Annotated in this window: 22 protein-coding genes and 2 tRNA genes; 7 read left to right on the top strand and 17 right to left on the bottom strand. The window is 69.8% G+C overall.

Annotated elements, in window-relative coordinates:
• The first annotated feature begins 55 nt into the window (after window positions 1-55).
• The 4 genes from ACFRAC_RS02405 to ACFRAC_RS02390 all read left to right on the top strand — a co-directional run bounded on the left by ACFRAC_RS02405 (window position 56) and on the right by ACFRAC_RS02390 (window position 4848).
• Complete coding sequence (locus ACFRAC_RS02405; protein ID WP_382919645.1) at window positions 56-1216, top strand: AAA family ATPase; 1161 nt, start codon at window positions 56-58, stop codon at window positions 1214-1216.
• A 1195-nt stretch (window positions 1217-2411) separates the two neighbouring features.
• Window positions 2412-3191, top strand: coding sequence for a hypothetical protein (locus ACFRAC_RS02400; RefSeq protein ID WP_382919644.1), 780 nt, complete (start codon window positions 2412-2414; stop codon window positions 3189-3191).
• A 249-nt stretch (window positions 3192-3440) separates the two neighbouring features.
• On the top strand, window positions 3441-3782 hold the full coding sequence (locus ACFRAC_RS02395; RefSeq protein WP_382919642.1) for a hypothetical protein: 342 nt from the start codon (window positions 3441-3443) through the stop codon (window positions 3780-3782).
• 826 nt (window positions 3783-4608) lie between these two features.
• Entirely contained in the window at window positions 4609-4848 is a 240-nt protein-coding gene (locus tag ACFRAC_RS02390) for a hypothetical protein (protein WP_382919641.1), read from the top strand.
• Between the two features lie 47 nt (window positions 4849-4895).
• Here ACFRAC_RS02390 and ACFRAC_RS02385 read toward each other — a convergent pair whose 3' ends face one another.
• From ACFRAC_RS02385 to leuS, 7 genes are all read right to left on the bottom strand, one after another.
• Window positions 4896-6113: a helix-turn-helix transcriptional regulator gene (locus ACFRAC_RS02385; RefSeq protein ID WP_382919639.1), complete on the bottom strand. Its 1218-nt coding sequence runs from the start codon at window positions 6111-6113 to the stop codon at window positions 4896-4898.
• Window positions 6114-6872: 759 nt separating this feature from the next.
• The gene (locus ACFRAC_RS02380) at window positions 6873-7133 is read right to left on the bottom strand and encodes a hypothetical protein (RefSeq protein WP_382919638.1); all 261 of its coding nucleotides are present in this window, start codon (window positions 7131-7133) and stop codon (window positions 6873-6875) included.
• 135 nt (window positions 7134-7268) lie between these two features.
• The gene (locus ACFRAC_RS02375) at window positions 7269-9773 is read right to left on the bottom strand and encodes a ComEC/Rec2 family competence protein (RefSeq protein ID WP_382919637.1); all 2505 of its coding nucleotides are present in this window, start codon (window positions 9771-9773) and stop codon (window positions 7269-7271) included.
• Complete coding sequence (locus ACFRAC_RS02370; RefSeq protein WP_382919636.1) at window positions 9770-10885, bottom strand: helix-hairpin-helix domain-containing protein; 1116 nt, start codon at window positions 10883-10885, stop codon at window positions 9770-9772. The genes ACFRAC_RS02375 and ACFRAC_RS02370 overlap by 4 nt, the downstream gene beginning before the upstream one ends.
• A 110-nt stretch (window positions 10886-10995) precedes the next feature.
• Window positions 10996-11841: a DegV family protein gene (locus tag ACFRAC_RS02365; RefSeq protein ID WP_382919635.1), complete on the bottom strand. Its 846-nt coding sequence runs from the start codon at window positions 11839-11841 to the stop codon at window positions 10996-10998.
• 90 nt (window positions 11842-11931) lie between these two features.
• A complete protein-coding gene (locus ACFRAC_RS02360; RefSeq protein ID WP_382919634.1) occupies window positions 11932-12696 on the bottom strand; it encodes a hypothetical protein in 765 nt (254 codons plus the stop codon).
• 129 nt (window positions 12697-12825) lie between these two features.
• Complete coding sequence (gene leuS / locus ACFRAC_RS02355; protein WP_382919633.1) at window positions 12826-15699, bottom strand: leucine--tRNA ligase; 2874 nt, start codon at window positions 15697-15699, stop codon at window positions 12826-12828.
• Window positions 15700-16145: 446 nt separating this feature from the next.
• On the opposite strand from leuS, the gene ACFRAC_RS02350 reads away from it, so the two are divergent.
• Together ACFRAC_RS02350 and ACFRAC_RS02345 are read left to right on the top strand one after the other, a co-directional pair.
• Window positions 16146-17480 (top strand): cytochrome b/b6 domain-containing protein, encoded by a 1335-nt coding sequence (locus ACFRAC_RS02350; RefSeq protein ID WP_382919631.1) that lies wholly within the window; start codon window positions 16146-16148, stop codon window positions 17478-17480.
• Window positions 17477-19099, top strand: coding sequence for an NADH-ubiquinone oxidoreductase-F iron-sulfur binding region domain-containing protein (locus ACFRAC_RS02345; protein ID WP_382919630.1), 1623 nt, complete (start codon window positions 17477-17479; stop codon window positions 19097-19099). Before ACFRAC_RS02350 ends, ACFRAC_RS02345 begins: the two co-directional genes overlap by 4 nt.
• 131 nt (window positions 19100-19230) lie before the next feature.
• Here ACFRAC_RS02345 and ACFRAC_RS02340 read toward each other — a convergent pair.
• From ACFRAC_RS02340 to ACFRAC_RS02295, 10 genes are all read right to left on the bottom strand, one after another.
• Window positions 19231-19303 (bottom strand) — tRNA-Ala (locus ACFRAC_RS02340).
• 138 nt (window positions 19304-19441) lie between these two features.
• The gene (locus tag ACFRAC_RS02335; protein WP_003976229.1) at window positions 19442-19675 is read right to left on the bottom strand and encodes a hypothetical protein; all 234 of its coding nucleotides are present in this window, start codon (window positions 19673-19675) and stop codon (window positions 19442-19444) included.
• 3 nt (window positions 19676-19678) lie between these two features.
• Complete coding sequence (locus ACFRAC_RS02330; RefSeq protein ID WP_361339316.1) at window positions 19679-19852, bottom strand: hypothetical protein; 174 nt, start codon at window positions 19850-19852, stop codon at window positions 19679-19681.
• Between the two features lie 325 nt (window positions 19853-20177).
• Window positions 20178-20250 (bottom strand) — tRNA-Ala (locus ACFRAC_RS02325).
• A 99-nt stretch (window positions 20251-20349) separates the two neighbouring features.
• On the bottom strand, window positions 20350-21039 hold the full coding sequence (locus ACFRAC_RS02320) for a histidine phosphatase family protein (protein WP_382919628.1): 690 nt from the start codon (window positions 21037-21039) through the stop codon (window positions 20350-20352).
• Window positions 21030-21476 carry a ribosome silencing factor gene (rsfS, locus tag ACFRAC_RS02315; RefSeq protein WP_062669963.1) on the bottom strand — a complete coding sequence of 149 codons (447 nt, stop codon included), beginning with the start codon at window positions 21474-21476 and terminating at the stop codon, window positions 21030-21032. The genes ACFRAC_RS02320 and rsfS overlap by 10 nt, the downstream gene beginning before the upstream one ends.
• Before the next feature lie 96 nt (window positions 21477-21572).
• Window positions 21573-23246, bottom strand: a complete 1674-nt coding sequence (locus ACFRAC_RS02310; protein ID WP_382919626.1) for an LCP family protein — start codon at window positions 23244-23246, stop codon at window positions 21573-21575.
• Between the two features lie 25 nt (window positions 23247-23271).
• Complete coding sequence (gene nadD, locus ACFRAC_RS02305) at window positions 23272-23910, bottom strand: nicotinate-nucleotide adenylyltransferase (RefSeq protein ID WP_382919625.1); 639 nt, start codon at window positions 23908-23910, stop codon at window positions 23272-23274.
• A gap of 76 nt (window positions 23911-23986) precedes the next feature.
• Window positions 23987-24151, bottom strand: a complete 165-nt coding sequence (locus ACFRAC_RS02300; RefSeq protein ID WP_361339306.1) for a hypothetical protein — start codon at window positions 24149-24151, stop codon at window positions 23987-23989.
• 131 nt (window positions 24152-24282) lie between these two features.
• Window positions 24283-24444, bottom strand: a complete 162-nt coding sequence (locus ACFRAC_RS02295) for a hypothetical protein (RefSeq protein ID WP_382919623.1) — start codon at window positions 24442-24444, stop codon at window positions 24283-24285.
• 125 nt (window positions 24445-24569) lie between these two features.
• On the opposite strand from ACFRAC_RS02295, the gene ACFRAC_RS02290 reads away from it, so the two are divergent.
• Window positions 24570-25670: a M48 family metallopeptidase gene (locus ACFRAC_RS02290; protein ID WP_382919621.1), complete on the top strand. Its 1101-nt coding sequence runs from the start codon at window positions 24570-24572 to the stop codon at window positions 25668-25670.
• Window positions 25671-25678 lie beyond the last annotated feature (8 nt).

The raw sequence follows: 25678 nt of genomic DNA, 5'->3' as shown, positions 1-25678 counted from the left end.
TCACCTACCGATCTATGCGGCGCTACGGCGCTGCTCATTGACCAGGAATATGACCATGCCTGACGTCATCGAGCATGACGCCGTGCTAACCATCCTGCGCTCACTCACGGAATCCGGCGCCGACATTCTCGCCGCCCTCGCTGAGTTGAGCGCGCCGACCGATGAACCTGACCCTTGGGCGCCGGTCGACATTGAGGCTGTCCTATCCGGGCAACTGACCGCCCCTGATGCCGAGTTGCTACGCAGGACCGATGGCGCCGCGCTGCTCTATCCGGGCCGTGTCCACATGTTCTACGGCGAAAGCGAATCGGGGAAAACCTGGGTTGCCCTTCATGCGGTGGCCGTGCTGCTCGCTGAGGGCGGGACCGCGCTTTACGTCGACCTTGAATCGGACGCGACGACGGTCGTTGGCCGCCTCATGTCGCTAGGAGTCCCCTCAGAGGCCCTACGCGAGCGTTTCACGTACGTACGCCCCGATGCCCCGCCGAGTAGTTCGCCGGGCTTTCAACGGCTGCTCAGGACCCCGTACGACCTCGCTGTGATTGACGGCAGTTCAGACGCCTACGCGCTGTTCGGCCTCAATCAGAATGACGCCGCTGACGTGTCGCTGTTTATGCGCAAGTTGCCTCGGCCACTCGCTGAGGGTTCCGGCGCCGCAACGATCCTGATTGACCACGTACCTAAGGGCTCGGGCGGACGGTTCGCGCAGGGCTCACAGAACAAACTCAGCGCAGTAACCGGCGCCGCCTATCTGATCGAGCCGACAGAGGCCCTGGGCGCTGGTGTGCGGGGCGTTGTGGTCATGCGGGTGACAAAGGACCGGCCGGGCAAGGTACGCGCTGTGGCGGGCGTCTACCGCAAGTCGGACCGGACGCAGATAGCTGCGCAAGTCGTCATTGACTCAACAGGCGGCAGCACAGTGTTTGAGGTACAGCCGCCCGACGCTGACGACGACGTGTCCAAGGCTGACGAGTGGGAAAACCTGAAACTCCGGATTATTGAGTATCTGGACGCCTATCCGGGCGCCGGAATCACTCAGATTCGTGACGGCGTAACGGGGTCCTCCAGCAAGGTCGCGGAAGCACTCGGCCAACTTGTCATGGTCGGCCGTGTACGCGCTGAGACTGGCAAGCGTAAAGACACGTTCCGGCATTTCGTCGCCGACCCACTTACCGCTGATTACTCCGATGGGCAAGGCATCTTCGCCCACAACTAGCCCGCCCCTAGCTCACCCTTCGTTCGTTCCCGTTCCCTGCTTAAGAAGAGCAGGGGAACGAACGGAACTATGGATGAGCGGAAGGGCATTTTCTGAGAGGAACAACCATGGTTGATAACCCCTGGGTGCGCATAGCTGACGCTAAGGCAGAGCAGCAGTACAGGGCTCTAGCCGTCGACCTTCCCGCCGCCCTCCGCAATGCAGACGCCGAGGCTGGCCGAGCAGCTATGCAAACCGCCGTTGACGTCGCCGAGTGGTTCGAATCTCAGGGCGTCATCACGCAGTGGGGCGTGGCAGGCGCTAACGAATGAGCAAACCATCACGTACCCGCTGACCTGGGCGAATGCCCCAGCCGGCGAAATCCCTAGATTTTGGGAGCAAACATGAGCGCTAACGCGCCCTCACCAACCGATATTGCCGCACAAAATCAGCGTAAGCGAGGCAGTGCGCGTACACGCGTCGCGCTGGAGGCAGTCATAACCGCTCTGGCCGAGTCCATCGAGCAGGACAGTGAAGCAATCGACATTGACGACGTAGCGACGCTCACTCGGCTTACCGAGGCTGTAGCGAGGCTCACGCAGGCTCAGGCCGCTTGCACAGCGGCGCTAAACCAGCGTCACGTGCAGATGCAGGGGGCGCAGCGATGACCGCCAGCGACGCTCAGATTGCCCGTGCGATGGCTGAGGTAGTCGAGCCTGCCCCCGGCACCTCGCCGACTTTCTCGTTTCTCTATTCCGCCGTACGCGCCGTGCTGGACCGTGAGGGCGCGTCAGCCTCAATGGGTGACGTTAAGCGGATAGCGCGGGCCGCTGGAATTCGTTTCTCGTTTGATACCAGCGACATTCAGCGCGTCGTGAATGTTCGTGTGCACCATCCGAGCCCCATATTGCCTCCCCCACCGCCCGAGCGGGACAACCTGGGTGACCTCATACGGAGGACATTCAGTGGCTGAGCACGGGAATGGTCGCCTACGTCGAGCAGCCGAACGGCTCGCCTATGCGCGGACACTCCGCGAGGCATCCCAGGGGCGCCGCTCGCTGGTTTCCCACGGCGATCTAGCAGCCGCCTTCAATGACGTTTTCCCGCAGCTTCGCGGACCGGCTGACATGCCCGCCGCTGAGTATTACGAACTAGTCGCTGACGCCGTTTGGAAGGGCGTACAGCGCGCAGCAAACAACCTAATGGAGCACTGAAAATGACCGAGAATCACACTGAATTCACCGGCGCCGGTAGCGAAACCGACCCGCTGACCTTCACTGTCCGCCTACCTGCCCCCGATGCGGTGGACGTTGCTATTGGCGGGCTTGCCAAGACTGCCAAGGACTACGCTGCCGCCTTCAGTCGCAATGCTGACCTGAGCAGCAACCTGCCCGCTGACGTGCGCCAGATTGTCTCCGGTGCCTCTGACGCGATCACGTCGACCCTTCAGACCGCCTATTCGGCGCGTGTCAAGGCCGATAACTTCCGAAATGACCTCAGCCTGTACCCGCAGGGGCGAGAAATGCTGGCCAATGAGGCGACTAAGACGGCTGTGGACGCTGTGGCCGAGTCGTTCGCTAAGGCTGACGATCAATTGCAGGTGGCTTCCGCCGTCACTTATGAGGCTGCCCGCCCCCGCATTTCGCCGAATGAGGCCATGCCAGCCCGCGCTGACCTGGCGATGATCACTAAGCGGCACGGAAACAGCCTTGGCACCCTCGTTGACGCCCTTAGGGGCCTTGCTCAGCGCAGTGACGCGGTAGGCGCTCTGGTGGCCGATCAGGGGTACCTGGGCGACTTCCTAACGGCGCAGGGAATCGACCCTGATATGCGTGAGGCGATCCTCACGGCCGTAAGCCATGAGGTTGTTAAGGCTGCCTCGCTGAGTGGTGATCCTGCTCGCGCTGCTGCTGCCCGTACGAATCTCGCCCTCACTGAGCTGCGTAAGGCTCGCGTTGCCGCCAACAGCTTTACTCGCCTCATTCTCCAGCGCTGACCGAGCGGCGATGGGCCAGACCACCTACCAAACTCGGTATGTGCTCTGGCCCTTTCGCTGTGAATTCAAGGCCAATACTCACGATGAGTAATGGTCCGCCATGTCCGTTTAGGGTAATGGGGGTGGGGATGGACCCCTTGCCCCCCTTGGGACATTGAACGCGGGGGAGGTCTCCGACATGCGCGCTCGGGGGGAAATACGCTCCGTGTTCAAAGACCCCGTTCCGTAACCAATCAGAGGTAACTCACGGTGAATAACGAAAATCTGCGCCGTGGCCGTTCACGCCCCGGTATTGCCCGCACCACCTTGCCCGCTGAATCCGACCTACCAACCCCGCTACCGCCCGCCCGCGCTGATTCCTGGACCGATGATCAGGTTGCCCGCTGGGTTGAATTGTGGAGTGGTCCCAGCGCGAACCTGTGGGACGACAGCGCGCGCGGAATGGTCGCACTGCTGGTGGAGTTGGAAGCGCTCGGCACGAATGTGAACGCCGCCCAACTCACTGAGGTGCGCCGCATTTCTGAGACGCTGCTACTCACCCCCGGCTCACTCGCTGCTGCGGGCTATGCGCTCCCCGGCTGGCCTGAATGAGCGCCCGCCGCAGAGCAATCGCGGCGCGGAATACCGGCACTGAGCCCGCCGAGCAGCGCCCTTATGGCCCCTGGAATGAGCGCGACGCAACCGGCTGGACCATTTGCACTGCGCATAACTACGGCGTAGCCCCCGGTACAACCTGCCTGCGCTGTCGGCTCGCCACTAAAACGTGACCTCACATACCAAATTCGTAGGTGGTGCCCTAGCTCGCTGAGCCGGGGCACTTTCCCTTTGCCTCGGAGTTTCCCTTGTCTCGCCTCAGATCACTGGATTGGCTCGGCGCATTCGCGCTGATTGCCGCCCTAGTTGCAACTGCCAGCGCTGAATACGCCCTAGCCCGAGCAGTTGGGTTCGGGACTTTCACAGCGGGGTGCGTACCTGCCGCCCTAGATGTGTACGCCCTCCGCGCATTCGCTGTCCGGCGCGACGTATCCGCCGTAGTGGCCGCGCTGATCCTGACGAATGCGCTCGCGCACCTGGTGAGTGCAGGGCTGATTCCCGTATCCGTTCCGCTGGTTGTGGCAGTCAGTGCGATAGCGCCCCTCGTGCTGTGGCGCGTTAAGTCCCTGAGTGCCCCTGTGAGCGCCCCTGAGCCTGCGCCAGTAGCCGCCGAGCCTGAGCCCGCTTCGCGCCCCGCAGAAAGCCACACAGCCATTCCGGCGAGTGCATCCGCTGATCCATTGTTGCCGCAGGTGCGAGCGTTCATCGAGCAGACACAGCGGAATGCGGGCAAGGTTCCCTCGCTGCGTGAACTACAGGCGCACTTCCGGATCGGGCAGGCTCGCGCTCAGCGCATCCGTGTGCAACTCGCCGGGGGTGCAGCATGAGTCAGCGCACCTATGCCGAGTGGCGCGCGCATTTCTTGGCCAACCCCGAGGCAGCCGCCGCCCCGCTGTGGACCATGCCGACTGCCGATCAGCGAAATGCGGCCGTGGCCGTCCGGACTCACCGCGCTTACCGCGAGCAGCGACGGCGCATGACGGACGACTCTGCGGAATGGATCGAGCCGCTGTCGCTGTCCCGCGTGACTGAGCTGACGAACCCGTATCTCGACGTCGAGTAGCAAGAGCCCCCGCCCTGGGAATCCCTGGGGCGGGGGCTTTTCTGCGTCTAGGCAGCGGGATGCTCGGCCAGCAACGCGGAGACTTCCGGCACGTCTGCGTACTCCTGCAAGCGGCGCAGGATCACCCGTACCCGTTCCGCTGTTCGCTCTGACGGTATGTCAGTTGCAAGGTCGATTACCCGTTCCGCAACTGCCGCCGACTCTTCCGGCTCGCCCCCATCGGCCAGCGCAACGGCCAGCCACGACAGATACAGAGCCATTTCCCGCGTGTGTGCTGCGTTGTATTCGGCGAGAACGTTTCGCAGCAATGGGACAGCGCGCAAGGGGCGGCGAATCTCTGTGAAAACGCGCGCCTCCATCACCTTTAGTTCGCCAGCGTCGACCCAATAGAGATAGTCCGGTGACTCTATTCCCTCGCTGTCCTCGCTGAGTGCTTGCTCGGCTTCCCCTAGGGCGCGAATTGCAGCCTGCCCATTCGCTACGCCCCCCGCTTTCGTGTGCGCCCACGCCACTCGATCGAGATACAGCGCGCGGGCTTTAGGTGGAGCATCGGCGCCAGCGTCATGCAGGGCGACTTGCGCCAGGGTCAGCCCCTCGGATTCCCGCCCTGTGTTGCTGAGTTGGTAGGCGAGTGATCCGGCGAGATTGCCGGTTAGCGTCGCATCCTCGGCCTGCCTCGCTGCGATGATTCCCAGCCGGTAAATGCGCTCGGCTTCCGCGTGCTGGCCAGCGTCCGAGGCGATCCATCCGGCGATCTGAGCCAACTCCCCAATCTGGCGCAGCAATTCGCGCCCCACCTCACCGCTGTGCGTCGACTCCTGATAGAGCCTCACGGCCCGTTTCAGGTCGCGCAGCGCGGGCCGGATGAGATCTCCGCCAGCGAGCACGTCATCGGCCAGCCGCAGACCGTGCACCCGCTGTTGCAAGTCGGCGACCGTGCCCATTCCGATACGGCGCCCGCCAGTGCCGCTCAGAGGGGCCAGCGGATCACCTTCGGGCAGGAAGTCGGCGAGGGTCGGCATAGGCGGCTGAGCGGGCGCCAGGGGCTCGCGGAGCACGTCTAGGGAGACTCCCAGGGCGGCAGCGATAACCGGCAGCCATTCACGCGGGGTTCGGGTGCCGCGCTCCCACCGGCTGACCTCATGTCGCCCCACCGGCTCGCCCTGCACCTGGGCCACTCGGCAGATCTCACGCGCTAGACGTCCCTGCGACCACCCGCGCTGTTCGCGCAGGCGTTTGATGTTGGCCCCGATTCCGCTGCTCATGCCTCAATTCTGGCCCACACTAGGCCCACTTGTGGCCCCTAGTTGCTGATTAATCCCCGAACGATTCTGGGTTGCCCGGTAGTCGACGTGAGGGGGCCACATGGCCAGCGAAACGGGGCCGGTTGCGGTGGCAGGCTGCGGGACCTGCTCGGCGCTGGATAGGTCGCGGCAGATTGCGCGGGAAGTGGGCAATACGCGCGCCGCCGCTCTCTGGGATAGAGAGATCAGTAACCACCCGCACAGACGGATGACCGATTGGCGCCGCGCTGGCGAAATGCGTGTCTGGGGCGTGGCGCAGTGAGTGAGCCGTTGCGCTATCCGGCGCCGCCCGTTGTTCTGCCGCTCGATGATTGGCTGTATGAGGCTCGGCCGGTATCCGGCTGCCAAACGTGCGCGGGTGCCGCTACAGCGCTGGAGGCAGCCAAGCGAGCCGGTAAAGCGTGGGACCGATTCGAGGCCGCGCGAGTTATCCGGGCGCATCCGCATGACAAGCGCCCCTGAGCGCCCTAAACCGCGTGCAGGACGAACGGGCGGTGAGGCGCCATGGTCCCTTTGGAAATGGGGCGACCTCTGCGGCTGCTGCGCTGGGCTCGGCGAAATCTGGTGCGATGGCTGCTGCGGATTCGGCGGCTGTCAGCGCTGCGGATGGACCGAGCGGCGCCCCTGCCCGGTCTGCGTAGGTGGCGACGCTGAGCCGGTCCGCTGGAATTGAATGTGCCCCCGCCTGTGGCTATTGCTCGGGCGGGGGCAATGCTGTTTTCAGCGCGCGCTCAGAGCCTCGCGGAGTGCTGTTTCCAGTGCTATTGCGGCCGGTGAGTTAAGCCGTGCTCCGCGTGCCTCGGCGACCTGGGCGACGTCCTGCACGGCGGTCGCAAGTTTCCGAATCAGCGAGCACAGATCAGCGCGCGAGACTTCCGGCCGAGCCATGGCCAGCGCGTAGGCGGCATCGTTCCGCGCTGCGTTGATGACCAGTGCTTCGGTACGGTCCATGATCCGCTGCTCGCCGCTGGGCTCATTCATGCCAACTCCGTTTCAAGGCGCCGCTTTTCGACGTCATAAGCCTACGGAGGTTGGGGGGCTGCTGGGCGCCGCCGAGTGGCCCCGTGCTGACACCCTGACTTGGGCTGTATGGGTGCGCTGACCTGGGCGAACGTGCTAGAACTGGAAGTCACGACCCTTTGGGTTGTCCACGCCCGCCGAGATCAGCGCCAGCCGCGGCGCCACCCGGCGCAGCAGCCCCGGATCCTGGTACGCGGAGCCGTGGTGCGCCACCTTGAGCACGTCCACCCCGCCCAGCAGGGCCCCGGCCGGCGATCTCAACAAGGCGCGCTGCGCCGGGGGTTCGAGGTCTCCGAGCAGCAGCAGCCGCAGGCCCGCCGACCGGACGAGCAGGGTGACGCTCGCGTCGTTCGGGCCTTCCGGGACCATCGCCGGACCCGGTGGCGGCCACACCACGCGCCAGCTCAGGCCGCCGGTGCGGCGCGCCTCCCCGGCGGTGGCCCGCGTCACCGGGATGCCCCGCGCCGCCGCCTCCCGTCGTACGAACTCCGCCTGGTCCGCCGGTTCCTGGTGTCCCGTCGTCTCGATGGCCCCGACCTGCCGACCCTTCAGGACGCCGGGCAGGCCCGCCACGTGGTCCGCGTGGAAGTGCGTCAGGACGACCAGGGGGATCCGTGTGATGCCGAGGGTGCGCAGGCACCGGTCGGCCAGCACCGGGTCGGGTCCCGCGTCCACGACCACGCCCGTCTCCGCGCCCGCCGCGAGCACCGTCGCGTCGCCCTGCCCGACGTCGCACATCGCGAACCGCCACCCGGGCGGCGGCCACCCCGTGACCACCCGGGTCAGCGGCGGCGGCTGCACCACGGCCAGCACGAGCAGCGCCCCGAACACCCCGCACCACCACGGATGCCGCACCAGCCGGCGCCCCGCGAGCAGCACGGCCACCGTGGCCAGGGCGAGCAGCGCCGCCCCGGTCCAGCTGCCCGGCCAGTCCACGCCCGCACCGGGCAGCGCGGCGCCGGTCCGGGCGACGTCCGCGATCCACCCGGCGGGCCACCCCGCGCACCAGGCGAGCGCCTTCGCCACCGGCATCGCCCACGGCGCCATGGCCAGCGCCGCGAACCCCAGCACCGTGGCCGGCGCGATGGCGAACTCCGCGAGCAGGTTGCAGGGAACCGCCACCAGGCTCACCCGGGCCGAGAGCACCACCACGACCGGCGCGCACAGCGCCTGTGCGGCGGCAGCGGCGGCCAGCGCCTCGGCGAGCCGCGGCGGGACCCGGCGCCTGCGGAGCGTCGCGCCCCAGCGGGGCGCGAGGGTGAGCAGGGCGCCGGTGGCCAGGACGGAGAGCAGGAAGCCGTAACTTCGGGACAGCCACGGGTCGTACAGCACCAGCAGCAGCACGGCGGTCGCGAGCGCCGGGATCAGCGACCGGCGGCGCCCGGTGGCCAGGGCGAGCAGGGTCACCGCCCCGCAGGCCGCGGCCCGCAGCACACTCGGGTCGGGCCGGCACACGACGACGAACCCGAGGGTGAGCGCCCCGCCGAGCAGCGCGGTCATCCGCAGCGGGATGCCGAGGCGGGGTGCGAGCCCACGGCGCTCGACGCGTTGGGCGAGTCCGGGTGGGCCGACGAGCAGGACGAGGATGATCGTGAGGTTGCTCCCCGACACCGCCAGCGTGTGCGCCAGGTCGGTCTCCTTGAACGCCTCGTCCAACTCCGGGGTGATCCGCGCGGTGTCCCCCACGACGAGCCCGGGCAGCAGCGCCCGGGCGTCGGCGGGCAGCCCGTCGGTCGCCTCCCGCAGCCCCGCCCTCAACCGCCCCGCCAGCCGCTGGGCCGCCGACGGCTCCCCCACCACCTGCGGCACCGTGGGGTCCCGCACCCGCAGCACGGCCGCGACGTCACCGCTGTCGGACGGCGGCACGACACGTGCCGTCACCCGTACCCGTGTGGAGGGCAGCAGAGCCAGCCAGGGGGACGGTCGGTCCTCCACGGTGCCTGGCGGCGGGTCGGCGGAGGAAGCGGTCCGCCGCTCGACGTCGACCACCATCAGCACCGGTGTCCGGGTCACCACGGTCGTGCCGTCCCGCGTCTCCACGCGCCGGACGTCCGCGTCGAACAGCACGGCGGTCGGCGCCGGTGCCGGTCCTCGCACCGGAGGCCGGTAGAGCCGGGGGTCGGAGGTGATCTCCGCCTCGGCGATCACCGTGGCGTACCGGTCGGCAAGGCCCGGCAGCGGACCGCGCCGCAGGTCGGCTCCGTGCAGCCCGGCGGAGACGGCGGCCGCGGCGACGCAGAGCAGGACGGCGGCGGCCGTGGCGCGTGGCCAGCCGGACCGGCCCGTCACCCGGCCGTGCGCCCCGCCCATCCGCAGGGTCAGCAGGACGCCCGCCGCGACCAGGCACCCGACCGCCGTGCCGGTCACCCACGCCGGTGCGGCGTCCAGCATCACCGCCGACGTGGCCCAGGCGGCCAGGGCGGGCGGCACCAGCCGCAGATCCGCCGGCCCTTCCTGCCGCGGATGGGACGCCCCGAGCCGGCTGCCGGACGCCGCGTGCACGGCGGCACGGGTGCCGCGCCGGGCCTCGCTGTCCTGGGAGTCCTGCTGATCACGCCACTCGTCCGCGGCCCGCCCGCCGCCGTACCCCTCCCCCTTCATGGCCGTACGAGGTTCCGCAGGTCGGCGAAGCGGCGGTCGCCGATGCCGTTCACGTCGCGCAGTTCGTCCACCGAGCGGAAGCCACCGTGCCGGGTGCGGTGGTCGATGATGTGCTGGGCCAGCACCGGCCCCACACCCGGAAGCGTGTCGAGCTGCTCCAGCGTGGCCGTGTTGAGCGACACCGGTGCGGTGGGCGCGCCCCCGGCACCGGCGACGCCGCCCGTCCCCGCGGCCGGGGCGGGTCCGGGGGCACCCGGCGGAGCGCCGACGATCACCTGCTCACCGTCCACCAGGAAGCGGGCCTGGTTCAGCCCGTCCGTGTCCGTGCCGGGCCGCACCCCACCGGCCGCCCGCAGGGCGTCGGCGACGCGCGAGCCGGCGGGCAGCCGGTGCACGCCCGGTTCACGGACCTTTCCGCTCACGTCGACCACGATCTCGGCGCCGGGCGAGACCGCGGCGCCCGGCCCCGCGGACGCCATCGCGTCGGACTCGGCTGCCCCGCCCGACGCTTCGTCACCGTGGGAGGCCGCCGCGCTCACCACCTCGGGAGCCCGCACGGGCTGCACCCGGCCGGCCCAGAAGTGCTGCACGGCCAGGGCGCCGGCGAGGGCGAGCACGGCGACGAGCGCGATCACACTGCGCCGCTCCAGACCGCACCGCGTCTGCACCCACACCGGCATCCGCTCCCACAGCGCCGGCCCCAGCCTCCCCCGCAGCCCTCGAGCGACCGGGTCCCGGGAACCGGGAGCGCGATCAGGCCCGAGGTCGAGATCGGGCTCGGGAGCGCGATCAGGCCCCAGGTCGAGATCGGGCTCGGGACCACCACGCGACCCGCCGCCGGCGTCGGACGCCACCGCGCCCGCCGCCCCCGGCGGCCCCGTCCCCGACACCCGCCGCTCCCCGCCCCGTTCGGCGAAGATCAGCTCAGCCCTGCGCCGCAGCTCCTGCGCCGAAGCCCGGCGCTGCCCAGCCCTGCTCCGGCCGCCGTCATGTCCGCCGCGCCGATGACGGACGCGGCCGTCGGAGGCGGGCCCGCGTCCGGGGCCGCTGGTGACCCCCGTGGCGCGGGCACCCGGAGAAGTACCCGTCGAAGTACGTGATCGAAGTGCCATGCCACGAGCATCCGGCACCCGTCGCATTCGCGATGATCTTGCTCAATTTCCGTGGACGGGACGTCGGTTGTGGACAACCACGCCATCCGTACGGGTGATCCGCGAGCCGGTCACCGGGGCGAGACCACGACCCCCAGCAGACCCGGACCGGTGTGCGCCCCGATCACCGCGCCGACCTCGCTGACGTGCAGGTCGGCCAGCCCCGGTACCCGGGTGCGCAGCCGCTCCGCGAGCGCAGAGGCCCGTTCGTGGGCCGCGAGATGGTGCACCGCGATGTCGACCCGGGCGCCACCCGCCCGCTCGGCGGCGATCTCCTCCAGCCGCGCGATCGCCTTGGACGCCGTCCGCACCTTCTCCAGGAGGTCGATGCGGCCCCCGTCCAGCTGGAGCAGGGGCTTCACCGCGAGCGCGGAGCCCAGCAGCGCCTGTGCCGCGCCGATCCGGCCGCCGCGGCGCAGGTATTCGAGGGTGTCGACGTAGAAGTAGGCGGCCGTGCCCCCGGCGCGTTTCTCGGCGGCGGCGACGGCCTCGTCGACGGTGCCGCCGGCCTCCGCCGTCTCGGCGGCGGCGAGCGCGCTGAACCCGAGGGCCATGGCGACCATCCCGGTGTCCACCACCCGTACGGGCACCGGCGCCTCGCGCGCCGCGAGCACCGCGGCGTCGTAGGTGCCGGAGAGTTCGGCGGACAGGTGCAGGGACACGATGCCCGTGGCGCCGGACTCGGCGACCTTGCGGTAGTGCTCGGCGAAGACCTGGGGGCTGGGGCGCGAGGTGGTGACGGGGCGTCGCTTCTGCAACGCCTGGGCGAGCGAACGGGTCGAGATCTCGGTGCCCTCGAGGAGCGCCTGGTCGCCGAGGACCACGGTCAGGGGGACCGCGGTGATGCCGTGGCGCTGCATCGTCCGGGGCGGCAGGTAGGCCGTTGAATCGGTGACGATCGCGACATGGCGGGACATGAGCTGGAGGTTACCTGGCGTAGTGCCCGGGCGGCAGCCCGACCCCGCTCAGCCGGTGCCGTCGTGACCGGAACGGATCGTGCCGCGGGCTCAAGTCGTGCTCTCCGGGCGGGGCTTCTTCTGCCACGGATACGTCGGGCGGGGCGCGGGCGGCGTGATGGCGGGCCTCGTCGGCTCCTCGGCCTGCCGGGTCCGGGGGGTGTCCGTCCAGGTCTGCTCGGGTGCCGCTCCGGAGTCCGTGGCGGGGGCGTCCGGCCACGGGGGCGGCGCGGGGCGCTCCGAGGAGTCCGTCGACGAGGGCTCGGACGCCTCGGTCTGCCAGTGCCGCAGGGCGCCGGCCTCCATGTCGATCTGGGCGCTGAGGGAGTCCAGATCGTCGTCGGCGAAGCGGTGGGCGCGGTCGCGGGCCGCCCAGCGCAGTGAGTCGGCGGAGTGCGTGATGCGCTCGGTGCGTTCACGCAGGCCGGGCAGCCGGGCGGCGAGCGTGGCGCGGTCCGGTTCGGACTCCAGGCGGCGCAGCTCGCCGTCCAGTTCGTGGCCGTGGGCGCTGAGCCGCTGGAAGAGGGCGAGGGACTCCTTGACGGACCCGTCCTCGGCGGCGAGGGCCTCCAGCGCCTCCTGTGTGGCCCGCATGGAGGTGCGCAGGGAGAGGCGGAGCCGGGCGACCTCACCGGCGGGGCCGGGGCGCCCGAGCGCCTTGGCCTTGAGGGTGTGGTCCTCGACGGTGCGGCGGGCCTGGGTGATGTGCCGGTCGGCGCTGCGCTTGGCGGCGCCCACGACCTTGACGGTGGCGAACACGCCGAGCGCGACGAAGAGCACGAAGAGCAGGGCGACGACTGCGAACACTGCTTCCACGGGCTCCTCCTACCTGCCGCGGCGTGCGCCACGCCGCTTCTCCACGGTAAACGCTACGGGCAGGTCCGGAGTTCCACCGGAACCCCGAACCTGCCCGTAGGGGATCACCCCGACCGGTCGCGGCGGCGCCTACGCCGGGACGATGTTCACCAGCTTCGGCGCCCGCACGATGACCTTGCGGATGCCGGCCCCGCCCAGCGCGGCGACGACCTTCTCGTCGGCCAGCGCGGCCTTCTCCAGGTCCTCGTCGGAGATCGACGGCGCGACCTCCAGGCGGGCCTTGACCTTGCCCTTGATCTGGACGACGCAGGTGACGGTGTCGTCCACCAGGTAGGCCGGGTCGGCGACCGGGAAGTCGTGGTGGACGACCGAGTCCTCGTGGCCCAGCTTGCGCCACAGCTCCTCGGCGATGTGCGGGGCCAGCGGCGCGACCATCAGCACCAGGGCCTCGGCGACGGAGCGGGAGACGGCGCCCCCCGCCTTGGTCAGGTGGTTGTTCAGCTCGGTGACCTTGGCGATGGCGGTGTTGAACCGCATGTTCTCCAGGTCGCCGCGCACGCCGTCGATCGCCTTGTGCAGGGCGCGCAGCGTCTCCTCGCCGGGCTCGGTGTCGACGACGGTCACCTCGCCGGTGGTCTCGTCGACGACGTTGCGCCACAGACGCTGCAGCAGCCGGAACTGGCCGACCACCGCGCGTGTGTCCCACGGCCGGGACACGTCCAGCGGGCCCATGGCCATCTCGTACAGGCGCAGGGTGTCGGCGCCGTACTCGGCGCAGATCTCGTCCGGAGTGACGGCGTTCTTCAGGGACTTGCCCATCTTGCCCAGCAGCCGGGAGACCTTCTCGCCCTGGTACCAGTAGGCGCCGTCGCGCTCCTCGACCTCGGCCGCCGGTACGGCGATCCCGCGCGCGTCCCGGTAGACGTAGGCCTGGATCATGCCCTGGTTGTACAGCTTGTGGAACGGCTCCGCGGAGGAGACGTGCCCCAGGTCGTGCAGGACCTTGGACCAGAAGCGGGCGTACAGCAGGTGCAGCACGGCGTGCTCGGCGCCGCCGACGTACAGGTCGACACCGCCGTGCGGCATGCCCGGGCGCGGGCCCATCCAGTACCGCTCGATCTCGGGGTCGACCAGCCGCTCGTCGTTGTGCGGGTCCAGGTAGCGCAGCTCGTACCAGCAGGAGCCGGCCCAGTTGGGCATGGTGTTGGTCTCGCGCCGGTAGCGCTTGGGGCCGTCGCCCAGGTCCAGGGTGACGTTGACCCAGTCCTCGTTGCGGGACAGCGGCGTCTCGGGCTGGGTGTCGGCGTCGTCCGGGTCGAAGGTGCGCGGGCTGTAGTCCTCGACCTCGGGCAGCTCCAGCGGCAGCATCGACTCGGGCAGCGCGTGGGCGATGCCCTCCTCGTCGTAGACGATCGGGAAGGGCTCGCCCCAGTAGCGCTGCCGGCTGAACAGCCAGTCGCGCAGCCGGAAGTTGACGGTGCCCTCGCCGCGGCCCTCCGTCTCCAGCCACTCGGTGACGCGCGCCTTGGCCTCGACGACGCCCAGGCCGTCCAGGGAGACGTGGTCGCCGGAGGAGTTGACGATCTTCGCGTCGTAGGAGACGAAGGCGTCGTCCCACGTCGACGGGTCGGTGCCGCGGCCGTCGGTGGGCTCGACCACGCAGACGATGGGCAGTTCGAAGGCGCGGGCGAAGGCGAAGTCGCGCGAGTCGTGGGCCGGGACGGCCATGATCGCGCCGGTTCCGTAGCCCATCAGGACGTAGTCGGCGATGAAGACGGGGACCTTCTCGCCGTTGACCGGGTTGGTTGCGTACGAGCCGGTGAAGACGCCCGTCTTGTCCTTGGCCTCGGCCTGGCGCTCGACGTCGGACTTGGAGGCGGCCTGCGCGCAGTAGGCGGCGACGGCCTCGGCGGGCGTGGCGTGGCCGCCGGTCCACACCTCGTGGGTGCCCTCGGGCCAGGCGCCCGGGGTGAACTTCTCGACCAGCGGGTGCTCGGGCGCCAGCACCATGTAGGTGGCGCCGAACAGGGTGTCTGGGCGTGTGGTGAAGACGGTGATGTTCTCGCCGTCGATCGGGAAGTCGACGCGGGCGCCCTCGGAGCGGCCGATCCAGTTGCGCTGCTGCAGCTTGATGGCCTCGGGCCAGTCCAGCTCCTCCAGGTCGTCCAGCAGCCGGTCGGCGTAGGCGGTGATGCGCATGTTCCACTGCCGCAGCTTGGCCTTGAAGACGGGGAAGTTGCCGCGCTCGGAGCGGCCCTCGGCGGTGACCTCCTCGTTGGCCAGCACGGTGCCCAGCCCGGGGGACCAGTTGACCGGCGCCGCGGAGGCGTAGGCCAGTCGGTACTCGCCCAGGACGTCGGCGCGCTCGGCGGCGCTCAGCTCGCTCCACGCGCGTGTGTGGCCGGGCACGGCCCGCTCACCCGACTCGAACTGGGCGACCAGCTCGGAGATCGGCCGGGCCTTCCCCGCCTCGTCGTCGTACCAGGAGTTGAAGATCTGCAGGAAGATCCACTGGGTCCACTTGTAGTAGTCCGGGTCGATCGTCGCGAAGGACCGGCGCTTGTCGTGGCCCAGGCCCAGCCGGCGCAGCTGGCTCTGCATGTTCTTGATATTGGCCTCGGTGGAGACACGCGGGTGCGTGCCCGTCTGCACCGCGTACTGCTCGGCGGGCAGGCCGAAGGCGTCGAAGCCCAGGGTGTGCAGGACGTTGTGCCCGGTCATGCGCTGGAAGCGGGCGAAGACGTCGGTGGCGATGTACCCCAGCGGGTGGCCGACGTGCAGGCCGGCGCCGGACGGGTAGGGGAACATGTCCATGATGTACTTCTTGGGCTTGGCGGCCAGCTCGGGGTCGCCCGCCAGATCGCCCGTGGGGTTGGGAGCCGCGTACGTGCCCTCGGCGTCCCAGAAGTCCTGCCAGCGTGCCTCGATCTCGGCCGCCAGGGCAGCCGTGTAGCGGTGCGGCGCGGCCACCTCGGCGGCGGCAGCGGGGTTCGTCTCGCTCATGATCCTCAAAGCTCCATCGATCGTCTCTGCCCGCGGCTGCGATTGTCGAAAAACGAAAAATCCCCTCGCACAGGAGGGGACGCCGCGCCGATGCCGACCATCCGAATCGCCCGGTGGTCGGGAGTGATCAGCGCGGCTCGCTAAGCAGAAGGCGTACGGCACGCATGGCGCCAGGGTACCGCAGCGCCAGAGCGGGGAGCGACGGGCTTCCGGCGGGCGCGCGCGTGAACATCCGAGCCCCCGGTTCCGTACCTGACAGTTGTGAAGACATGGAAAAGCTGAACAAAGTTCAATCGTTACCTGGCGTAACAGACGCTAAGGGACATCGGACGCCTCTCGCGGCCCGTAGATAACAACGCAATAACTCAAACGCCGTACCCCCCGGTATGGAGCCACTTAGAGTGCGGCACCGGGACCGCCTTCCCGAACCGCTCGGAGTTGCCCCCATGAACCCTCGTCGTAGTAACAGTTCGCTCCCCCAGCCGGGCCGGTCGGCCTACGGGGTGGCGACGGCCGCCGTTCTGCTGCTCATACCCCTGCTCGTCCTGCTCGGCGGCGCCCCGCTCCAGGACTTCCTCAACTTCGGTGCCGGCGTCCTGTCGCTCGTGTGTCTCACCTGCTCGGTGATCTGGGGCCTGGTCGCCCAGGACCGGATGATCCTCGACACCCGTCAGCGGATCATCGCCCAGGGCGTCCACCGGGTCACCGCCGTGGCCTCGATCGCGTTCCTGCTGGTGCACATCGGCGTCAAACTGGCACTGGACCATGCCAGCCTCATGGCCGCGGTCATCCCGTTCAGCCTGCTGTTCTTCGGCGGCGACGAGATCCCGGGCAGCGCCTTCCTGATCGGCCTGGGCTCGATGGCCGCGCTGCTCATGATCTTCGTCGGCGTCACCGGCGCCCTGCGCAACCAGTTCGCCTCCCCCGCGCCGATCGCCGCACGCTGGCGCGCGATGCACATGCTGGCCTACCCGGCCTGGTGCGCGGCCCTGATCCACGGCCTGTTCGCCGGGCGCCCGGCCAAGCCCTTCTTCATGGTCAGCTACGAGCTGTGCGTGATCGGCGTCGCCGCCGCCCTCGCCCTGCGGGCCGCGCCGCGCCCGGTCAAGCGCCGTGTCGCCGACCGGATCGCCCAGATCATCGGAAACGAGCCGGGCGTCCGCGAAGGCTTGGAGGAGAGCCGCGCGCGGGCGGCGTCCGGATCGGCGGCACCGGGCTTCGACAGTCCGCGCGCCGCGAGGCGCTCCTCGCGCGACGACCGCGGCGGACGCCTGCCCGGCATGCCGGCGCAGGCCCCGTCGGCCGCCGAGACGACGGGAGGCTTCGCCGCCGCCTACCGTGCCGTCTCCCCGCGTTCCGGCGGCCGGCAGGAGCCGTACGCGGCCGACCGGACGGCCCGGATGGACCTGCCGTTCGACACCCAGCCCACGCAGGCCGTCCCGCGCGCCGACGGCGGCACGGGCAGCTGGCCGATCCCCTCCCCGCCGCCGGTCGGCGAGGCACCCCCCTCGGCCTACGACCCGCTCAACGACACCGGCTTCAACAACATCCCCGCCTACGGCACCGCGGGCGCCCCGGCCTACGGAGGGGCCGCCTCGGGCTACGGGTCGAGTGATGTGTACGACACCTCCGAGACAAACGCCGTCTTCGGTACGTACAACCAGAACGACACGTACAACGACAGCGGTCCCGCCACCCAAACGATGCCCGGTGCCCCCTACGACTTCGACGCACCGGGTCCGGGCGAACCTTGGAACACGCCTTCCGGAGGCTTTAAGTGAACGAGGCCCTGCCCGACGTTCCCGAAGTCCGCGTGGTCGGTCTTCCCCAGCTCACGTCGGGCTTCGACCTTGTGGAACGGCTCGACCTACCCATGCACCTCAAGGTGCACGGGCCGCTGGAACCGATGGGCGGCGAGCAGCTCGCGAAGCTCGCCGAGAACATCAACCTCAAGGGCCGCGGCGGCGCGGGCTTCCCCTTCCACAAGAAGCTGCGCTCGGTCGCCGAGTCCGCGATCAAGCGTGGGGTGCGGCCGGTCGTCGTCGTCAACGGCAGTGAGGACGAACCGGCCTGCCGCAAGGACACGGTGATGATCAACCGTGCCCCGCACCTCATCCTGGACGGCGCGCTGCTGGTCGCCGAGGCCCTGGGAGCCCGCACGCTCGTGGTGGGGGTCACCCGGGAGTCCACGCAGCGGTCCATGGAGGCCGCGCTCGCCGAGCGGGGCCTGAGCAACAGCCGCCGCTCGGTGCTGCGCGCGTTCGTGCAGCGCAACCCCGTGCGCATGGTGACCGGCGCCGCCGCGTCCCTGATCCGCTCCATCGACGGCGGCCCGGCGATCCCGCCCGGCCGCAAGGTCAGCGCCTCGCAGAACGGCGTGGGCGGCGCACCGACCCTGCTGTCGAACGCCGAGACGTTCGCCCAGCTGGCCATCGCCGCCCGCATCGGCCCCGAGCGCTACGGCAACACCGGCCTGTACGACGAACCGGGCACCGTGATGCTCACGGTCTCCGGCGCGGTGGCGCGCCCCATGGTCATCGAGGTCCCCACGGGCGTGCCGCTGCGCTACGTGCTCCAGCTCGCCGGGGCCCCGCCGGTCCCGCAGGGCGTGCTGACCGGTGGCTACCACGGCAAGTGGATCGACTCGGCGACGGTGAACGAGGCGATCGTCTCCCGCAACTCGCTGGACGCGGTGGGCGGCTCGCTGGGCGCCGGCGCGATCCTGCCGATCAGTCAGGAGACCTGCCCGCTGGGCGAGTCGTTGCGGGTGGCGCGGTGGCTGGCCGAGGAGAGCGCCGGTCAGTGCGGGCCCTGCTACCTCGGTCTGCCGGCCGCGGCGCGCGGCATGGAGGACATCATCAACGGCGGCGGCCCGGCCGCCCTGGAGGCGCTCAAGCAGGTCGCCACGAACGTGAAGCGGCGCGGTGCCTGTTCGCACCCGGACGGCTCGGCGATGTTCCTCGAGTCGACCATCAAGGCGTTCACGGACGACCTCGCCGCCCATGTCCTCGGCAACGGCTGCGGACGGCCCGTGGAGGGCGTTCTGCCGCTGTTCGAGGGCGGCATGGCCCCGACGGGCGTCCGGGGCGGCGGCGAGGCCGAGGAGAACGGCCCCAGCCGGCAGAAGATCTTCGTCGACTGGACGCTGTGCCGGGGCCACGGCCTGTGCGCGGACATCCTCCCGGAGGTCTTCCAGCTCGGCGCCGACGGCTTCCCGACCGTCGCCCAGGCCATGGTGCCGCGCTACGCGGAGGCCAAGGCCCTGCGGGCGGTGCGGCGTTGCCCGGCGCTCGCCCTGCGCATCGAGGAGGACACGCGGGCACAGGATGCGACCCGCTCCAACCTGCCGGTGCTGTCCCAGGGCCGCGAGGGCAGGGGCCGGCGGGCGCTGGGCCGCTGAGGCGCCGTACCCGCGCGGGGAGGGGCCGTCGATCCGGGCGGCCCCTTCGTGCGTCCTCGGCGCAACGGCACCCGCGCGGCGCGCACATGAAAAAGATCCCCCGGGTCTCATCGACCCGAGGGATCTCGCTGTGGAGCTAAGGAGAATTGAACTCCTGACCTCCTGCATGCCATGCAGGCGCTCTACCAACTGAGCTATAGCCCCTTGCTTGGTCCGCCCGGTTTCCCCGGCGGCGACGCCAACATTACCGGTCGAGGGGGCGCGGCACCAAATCCATTACCGCCCGTGCCCGCTATGTCCATCAATGTCGGATTTTATGACAGTTGAGGGACCCTAGGATCGTCACGCCGTGACGAAGGAATAGAAGCGCTTGAGCGTGCAGTGCTCCTCGAGCAGCCGCCCGTAGATCGGCTCGCCCTCGAGTTCCCGGTAGGTCTCGATGGGGTCGCCTTTTATGATCAGCGCCCGCGCGCATTCCTCGCACCAGTACTGGTAGTCGGGGTTCACCGGTTCCATGTCACGGACGATCGGCGTTCCGCTGCCGCACCAGTCGCACTTTCGCCTGTGTGCACCCATCGATCAGCTCCAGCTGTGGCCGCAGGCCGTGCACACGTAGGAGATTCCGCCGTTGTCACCGAGAAGCTGGGCGACATGGACGGAACCGCAGGAAGGGCAGCTGAGGCGAGTGATCGTGTCCCGTGCCAATGCCGTCTCGAAGAGGTGACCGACCTCTTCGAGGATGCTCGCAGGCATCACTGCTCCCTCCCGTCGGGACGCGCCCCCTTCCGGCCGTTTGATTCTGCCACGGCCGGGCCAATACGGTCAGCGACGCCTCAGTACCAGTCCGGACACGGCGGGCCCGTCGGCGTACGGGACCGCGCGTCCACCGCGCCTGGACGCCTCCTGAGAGGTATACGCCTGCGGGGCCCAAGTCACTCAAGCAGGAGGGGAACAGTTCGCGTGGGTCGTGTCCCGTGCGAACCGCCCCCGTGCCGGAGGACGTTGGTCAGGGCACCCGTGCCGGATACCAGAAGATCCCGCCGATCGGATCGATCGACGGGATCTTCTTGTCTCGCTGTGGAGCTAAGGAGAATTGAACTCCTGACCTCCTGCATGCCATGCAGGCGCTCTACCAACTGAGCTATAGCCCCTTGTCGCTGTTCTTCCCGCTCGGCGGGGCGAACAAGAAGAACTTTAGCCTGCGACCTGCCGGAAAGTGAAATCCGGGTCCCGGGCCGGGACCGTCGGCGTCAGTCGTCGTCGCCGAGCACCGGCTCCGGCAGGGTGCCGGCGTTGTGCTCCAGCAGGCGCCAGCCGCGGGCGCCCTCGCCGAGGACGGACCAGCAGCAGTTGGACAGGCCGCCCAGGCTCTCCCAGTGCCGGGGCTCCAGACCCAGGAGGCGGCCGATGGTCGTCCGCAGGGTGCCGCCGTGGCTGACCACGACGAGCGTGCCGTCCGGGGGGAGCTTCTCGGCGTGCCGCAGCACCACCGGGGCGGCACGGTCCGCGACCTCGGTCTCCAGCTCGCCGCCTCCGCGGCGGACGGGCTCACCGCGCTTCCACGCGGCGTACTCCTCGCCGTACCGGGCGATGATCTCCTCGTGCGTCATGCCCTGCCAGACACCCGCGTAGGTCTCCCGCAGGGCCTCGTCGTGGGTCACCTCCAGGCCGGTGAGCGCCGCCAGCTCGGCGGCGGTGCGGGCGGCGCGCCGCAGGTCGGAGGCGATGATCGCGTCGGGCTTGAGACCGGCGAGCAGCCGGGCGGCGCGGCGGGCCTGGGAGATGCCCACCTCGGTCAAATCGACGTCCGTGGTGCCCTGGAAGCGGCGCTCCACGTTCCACGAGGTCTGGCCGTGCCGCCACAGGATGAGCCGGCGGCCCCGGCCGGGGCCGCCGCCGGGGCGGCCGGCGGTCACCTCACCGGTGGCGCTCACCGCCACTCACCGTCCAGCTCGGCGGCCTCCTCCGCGGCCTGGAGCTTGGCGTGCTCGGCGGCCTTGCCGCGGGTGGCCTTGGCGTCCTCGGGCAGGTCGAGCTCGGGGCAGTCCTTCCACAGCCGCTCCAGAGCGTAGAAGACGCGCTCCTCGCTGTGCTGGACGTGGACGACGATGTCGACGTAGTCCAGCAGCACCCAGCGGGCCTCGCGGTCGCCCTCGCGGCGCACCGGTTTGGCGCCGAGCTCCTTGTTCAGCCGCTCCTCGATCTCGTCGACGATCGACTTGACCTGGCGGTCGTTGGGCGCGGAGGCGAGCAGGAAGGCGTCGGTGATCGACAGTACGTCGCTCACGTCGTAGGCGATGATGTCGTGCGCGAGCTTGTCGGCGGCGGCCTGCGCGGCGGTGCGGACGAGCTCGGTCGAACGGTCGGTAGCGGTCACTACAAGGCTTTCGGTCGATGGGCACTTGTCTTCAAGGGTCTCACGGACCGGTGACAGCACCCCACGTGATGACCGCGCACGTGGGGTGCCGGGTGCTCACGAGGACGGGTCGTAGTCCTGGCCGAGGACCACCGTCACGTCCGCGTTCGCGGACACCTCGCCCTTGCTGACCGCGCCCGCGGGCAGGCCCAGGGTCTTGGCGACCTCGGTGGCGTCGGCCTTGTCGGCGGCGTCGGCGTAGCGGACCTGGCTGGTCGCCGCGGCGGACGCGGTGCCCCCCTCCAGGAAAGTGAAGCCGCCGTTGAGCAGCACCACGCGCGCCTTGGCGGAGTTGTCCTTGACGCCGCTGGCGTTGCGGACGGACACGCGGACGGCGGCGTCCTTGTCGGGGCTCTTCGCGGTGCCGCCCAGGACGTCCTTCACGACGCTGGCGCTGGCCTCCTCGCTGAGCGTGCCGTCGTCCTGCACGGGCAGCAGGGCCGTCTTGTAGTCGCCGCCCTTGGCCAGGTCGGCGAGCCGGGCGAGGAACGCGCCGAGGTCCTTCTCGGTCAGCGGCGGCTCGATGATCATGCCGAGGGTCCGCACGGTGGTGGTGGCGCCGCCGGTGTCCGAGGTCAGCTTGCGCAGCACGGCCTGGACGACCTGCCCGAACCGCTGCAGCTGGGCGTTCTGGGCCTCGCCGGCGCCCTGGTAGGTGGCGTAGGCGACGGCCGTCTTGCCGCTGAGGGTCTGCGCCTTGCCCTTGCGGACGAGGGGCGCGGCGCCCTTGGACTTGGCGGAGGGGTCGGGCACGTTCACATCGGTGTCGACCTCGATGTTGCCGATCAGGTCGACGAGGTTCTGCAGATAGGGGGTGTCCAGCCGCCAGGTGCCCTGGATCTCGGTGCCGAGGACGGTGTCGATGGCGTCGCGGGTGCCGGAGGAGCCGTCGTCGTCGACGGACTTGGCCAGGGTGGTCGTGCCGCCGTCGTCGGAGCTGAGGGCGAGGGAGTTCGGCAGCAGGACGGTGGTGCCCTGCTGGGTGGTGGCGTTGTCGACGAGCAGGGCCGTGGAGGTGCCGCCCTTGGCCGTGTTGTGCAGATGGACGACGATCACGTCGCGCTTCTGCGCGCCGACCGGCGTCGCGGTGTCGGTTTTGCCGTCCGACGAGCCGAGCCCGGGGAGCTTCCCGGCGTACCAGAGGTAGCCGACGCCGCCGGCCGCGACGAGGGCGAGGACGACGACGAGGGCGATCACGCGCGCGCGTGCCCGTCGCCGGGCCTCCTCGCGCCGCTCGGTGCGGTTCTCGGTGAACTTCAGCCAGTCGATGACGTCCTCGGAGTCCTGGTCGGGCTCCTCGACGAACGCGAACTGCTCGGTGCGGTAGTCCCGGTCGGCCCGCTCCCCGGTGCCGGTGTCCCGCTCCTCGGCCGGGCCCGCCTGCTGCGGGATGTAGGCGGTCTGCTCGGCGACCCGGGGCTGCCGGCCGCCGGCGGCGATCTGCTGCCCGTAGGGGTCGTACGGCGCCTGCGTGCCGGTGCCGTACGGGTCGTAGGAGGAGGGGGCGGGCGCCTGCGGACCGGTGTCGCCGTAGGGGTCGTACGGCGGGGGCTGCCGCTGGGCGCCGGTCGCGTACGGGTCGTGTCCGTAGCCTTGCTGAGCGTAGGGGTCGTAGTGCTGCTGGGGCTGCTGCTGCGCCGGGACCTGCCGGTACACCGGCTGGCCGTACTCGTCGTAGCCGACCAGTTCGTACGGGACGTCCCCGTAGCCCGCGTCGTATCGGTCGTTCACCGTAGCCCCTCTCGGCTCACTCGCCTCACTCGCCGCGGTACAGCTCGCGCTTGTCGATGTAGCGCACGACACCGTCCGGCACCAGATACCAGATGGGGTCCTTCTTCGCGACTCTCGCACGGCAATCGGTGGACGAGATGGCCAGCGCGGGGACCTCGACCAGGGAGACGCCGCCCTCCGGCAGGCCGGCGTCGTCGAGCTGGTGGCCGGGGCGGGTGACCCCGACGAAGTGCGCGAGGGAGAACAGCTCCTCGGAGTCGCGCCAGGTCAGGATCTGGCCGAGGGCGTCGGCCCCGGTGATGAAGAAGAGGTCCGTGTCGGGGTTCAGCGCACGCAGGTCGCGCAGCGTGTCCACGGTGTAGGTCGGGCCGCCCCGGTCGATGTCGATGCGGCTGACGGAGAACTGCGGGTTCTCCGCCGTGGCGATGACCGTCATCAGATAGCGGTCCTCGGCCGGGGAGACGTGCCGGTGGCTCTTCTGCCACGGCTGGCCGGTCGGCACGAACACGACCTCGTCCAGGTGGAACCGCGCGGCGACCTCGCTGGCCGCGACGAGGTGGCCGTGGTGGATCGGGTCGAACGTCCCGCCCATGACGCCGAGACGGCGCTTGCCGGGGTTCTTCGGTCCGTTGCCGGGGCCGGTAGGCATGTCCTGCTCTCCCATGCGTGCAGACCCTACCGGCCCCGCCTGAGAGCTCCGGCCGGCGGTCGCGCGGGCGGAGCCTGGAGGCCGGCCGGGATCAGCGGTCGCGGTTGAAGCGGGTGGTGACCCACAGCAGCACGAGGAGGATGACGAAGGCGCCGCCGCCGGTGAGCAGCGGGCTGATGCTGTTGTGGTTGCCGCCGTGCTCCTCGCCCTCGGCGGCGAGAGTGACCAACTGGGCAGCTGCGCTGTGGAAGCTCATCTTCGGCGTGACCTATCGGTGTGGGCGGGATAAAGACGTCGGCTCATCGTATGCGGCTGCCATGACGGCGATCACGCCGACTCCACCGTTGGTGACGCTCCGGCCCGCCCCGGGGGAACCTTCGCCGCGGCTCAGTCGTCCTTCTGCCTGTAGCCCCGCAGCAGGAACCACGCGGTCAGCACACAGCCCACGACCATCACGATCAGCACGATCCGCAGCAGATTGCCCGACCCCGGCTGCTCGGCCGCGCGTGCGGCCTCGGTGAGCCATACGGCCGCGGTGGTGTGCTCCATGACGCCGAACTCCTTCGCTGTAGTGCCCGTCCACGGTAACTCCGCCTAGGCTGGGCCCATCCTCGGGGACGCAAAGGGCCGCACAAGGGTCCGCAAAGGGCCACACACGCACATGGGGGAAAGACATGTCCGACGGCCACGAGCACAGCGGGCACGAGCAGGTGCCGAGCAGGCGGCGCACCCGTTTCCCGGGGATCTCCTCGCGGGCGTACGAGCACCCGGCGGACCGCTCCGCCCTGGTGGCCCTGCGCAAGCTCACCGGCTTCGACACGGTGTTCAAGGCGCTCAGCGGCCTGCTGCCCGAGCGCAGTCTGCGACTGCTGTTCCTGTCGGACTCGGTCCGGGTCTCCGACGAGCAGTTCGCGCACCTGAACGACATGCTGCGGGACGCCTGCTACATCCTGGACCTGGAGAAGGTCCCCCCGATGTACGTCAACCAGGACCCGGTCCCCAACGCGATGTGCATCGGCCTGGACGAGCCGGTCATCGTCGTGACGACAGGGCTGCTGGAGCTGCTCGACGAGGAGGAGATGCGGGCCGTCGTGGGCCACGAGGCGGGCCACGCGCTCTCCGGTCACTCGGTGTACCGCACGATCCTGCTGTTCCTGACCAGCCTCGCGGTCCGGGTCGCCTGGATCCCGCTGGGCAACCTGGCGATCATGGCGATCGTGACGAGCCTGCGGGAGTGGTTCCGTAAGTCGGAGCTGTCCGCGGACCGGGCGGGCCTGCTCGTCGGCCAGGACCTCCAGGCGTCGATGCGCGGTCTGATGAAGCTCGCGGGCGGCCACCATCTGCACGAGATGAACGTGGACGCCTTCCTGAAGCAGGCCGAGGAGTACGAGGCTGGCGGCGACCTGCGCGACTCGGTCCTGAAGATCCTGAACGTGCTGCCCCGCTCGCACCCCTTCACCACGGTCCGCGCGGCCGAGCTGAAGCGGTGGGCCGAGTCCCGCGACTTCCAGCGGATCATGGACGGCCACTACCCGCGCCGCTCCGAGGACAAGGACACCTCGGTGACCGACTCCTTCCGTGAGTCGGCGTCCCACTACGCCGACCATGTGAAGTCGTCCAAGGACCCGCTGATGAAGCTGGTCTCGGACATCGCCGGCGGCGCGGGCGACCTGGGCGGCCGGGTGCGCAGGGGCTTCGGCGGCTTCACGGGCTCGGCCCCGAAGGACGGGCCCGCGCGCGAGGACGGGGACGGCGCCGCGGGTGGCACGGCCTGAGGCGGGCG

Origin of the sequence: Streptomyces sp. NPDC056628 (genome assembly GCF_042792555.1) — a bacterium.
In the GTDB taxonomy this organism is placed as follows: domain Bacteria; phylum Actinomycetota; class Actinomycetes; order Streptomycetales; family Streptomycetaceae; genus Streptomyces.
This window is presented reverse-complemented; position numbering and strand designations above follow the sequence as displayed.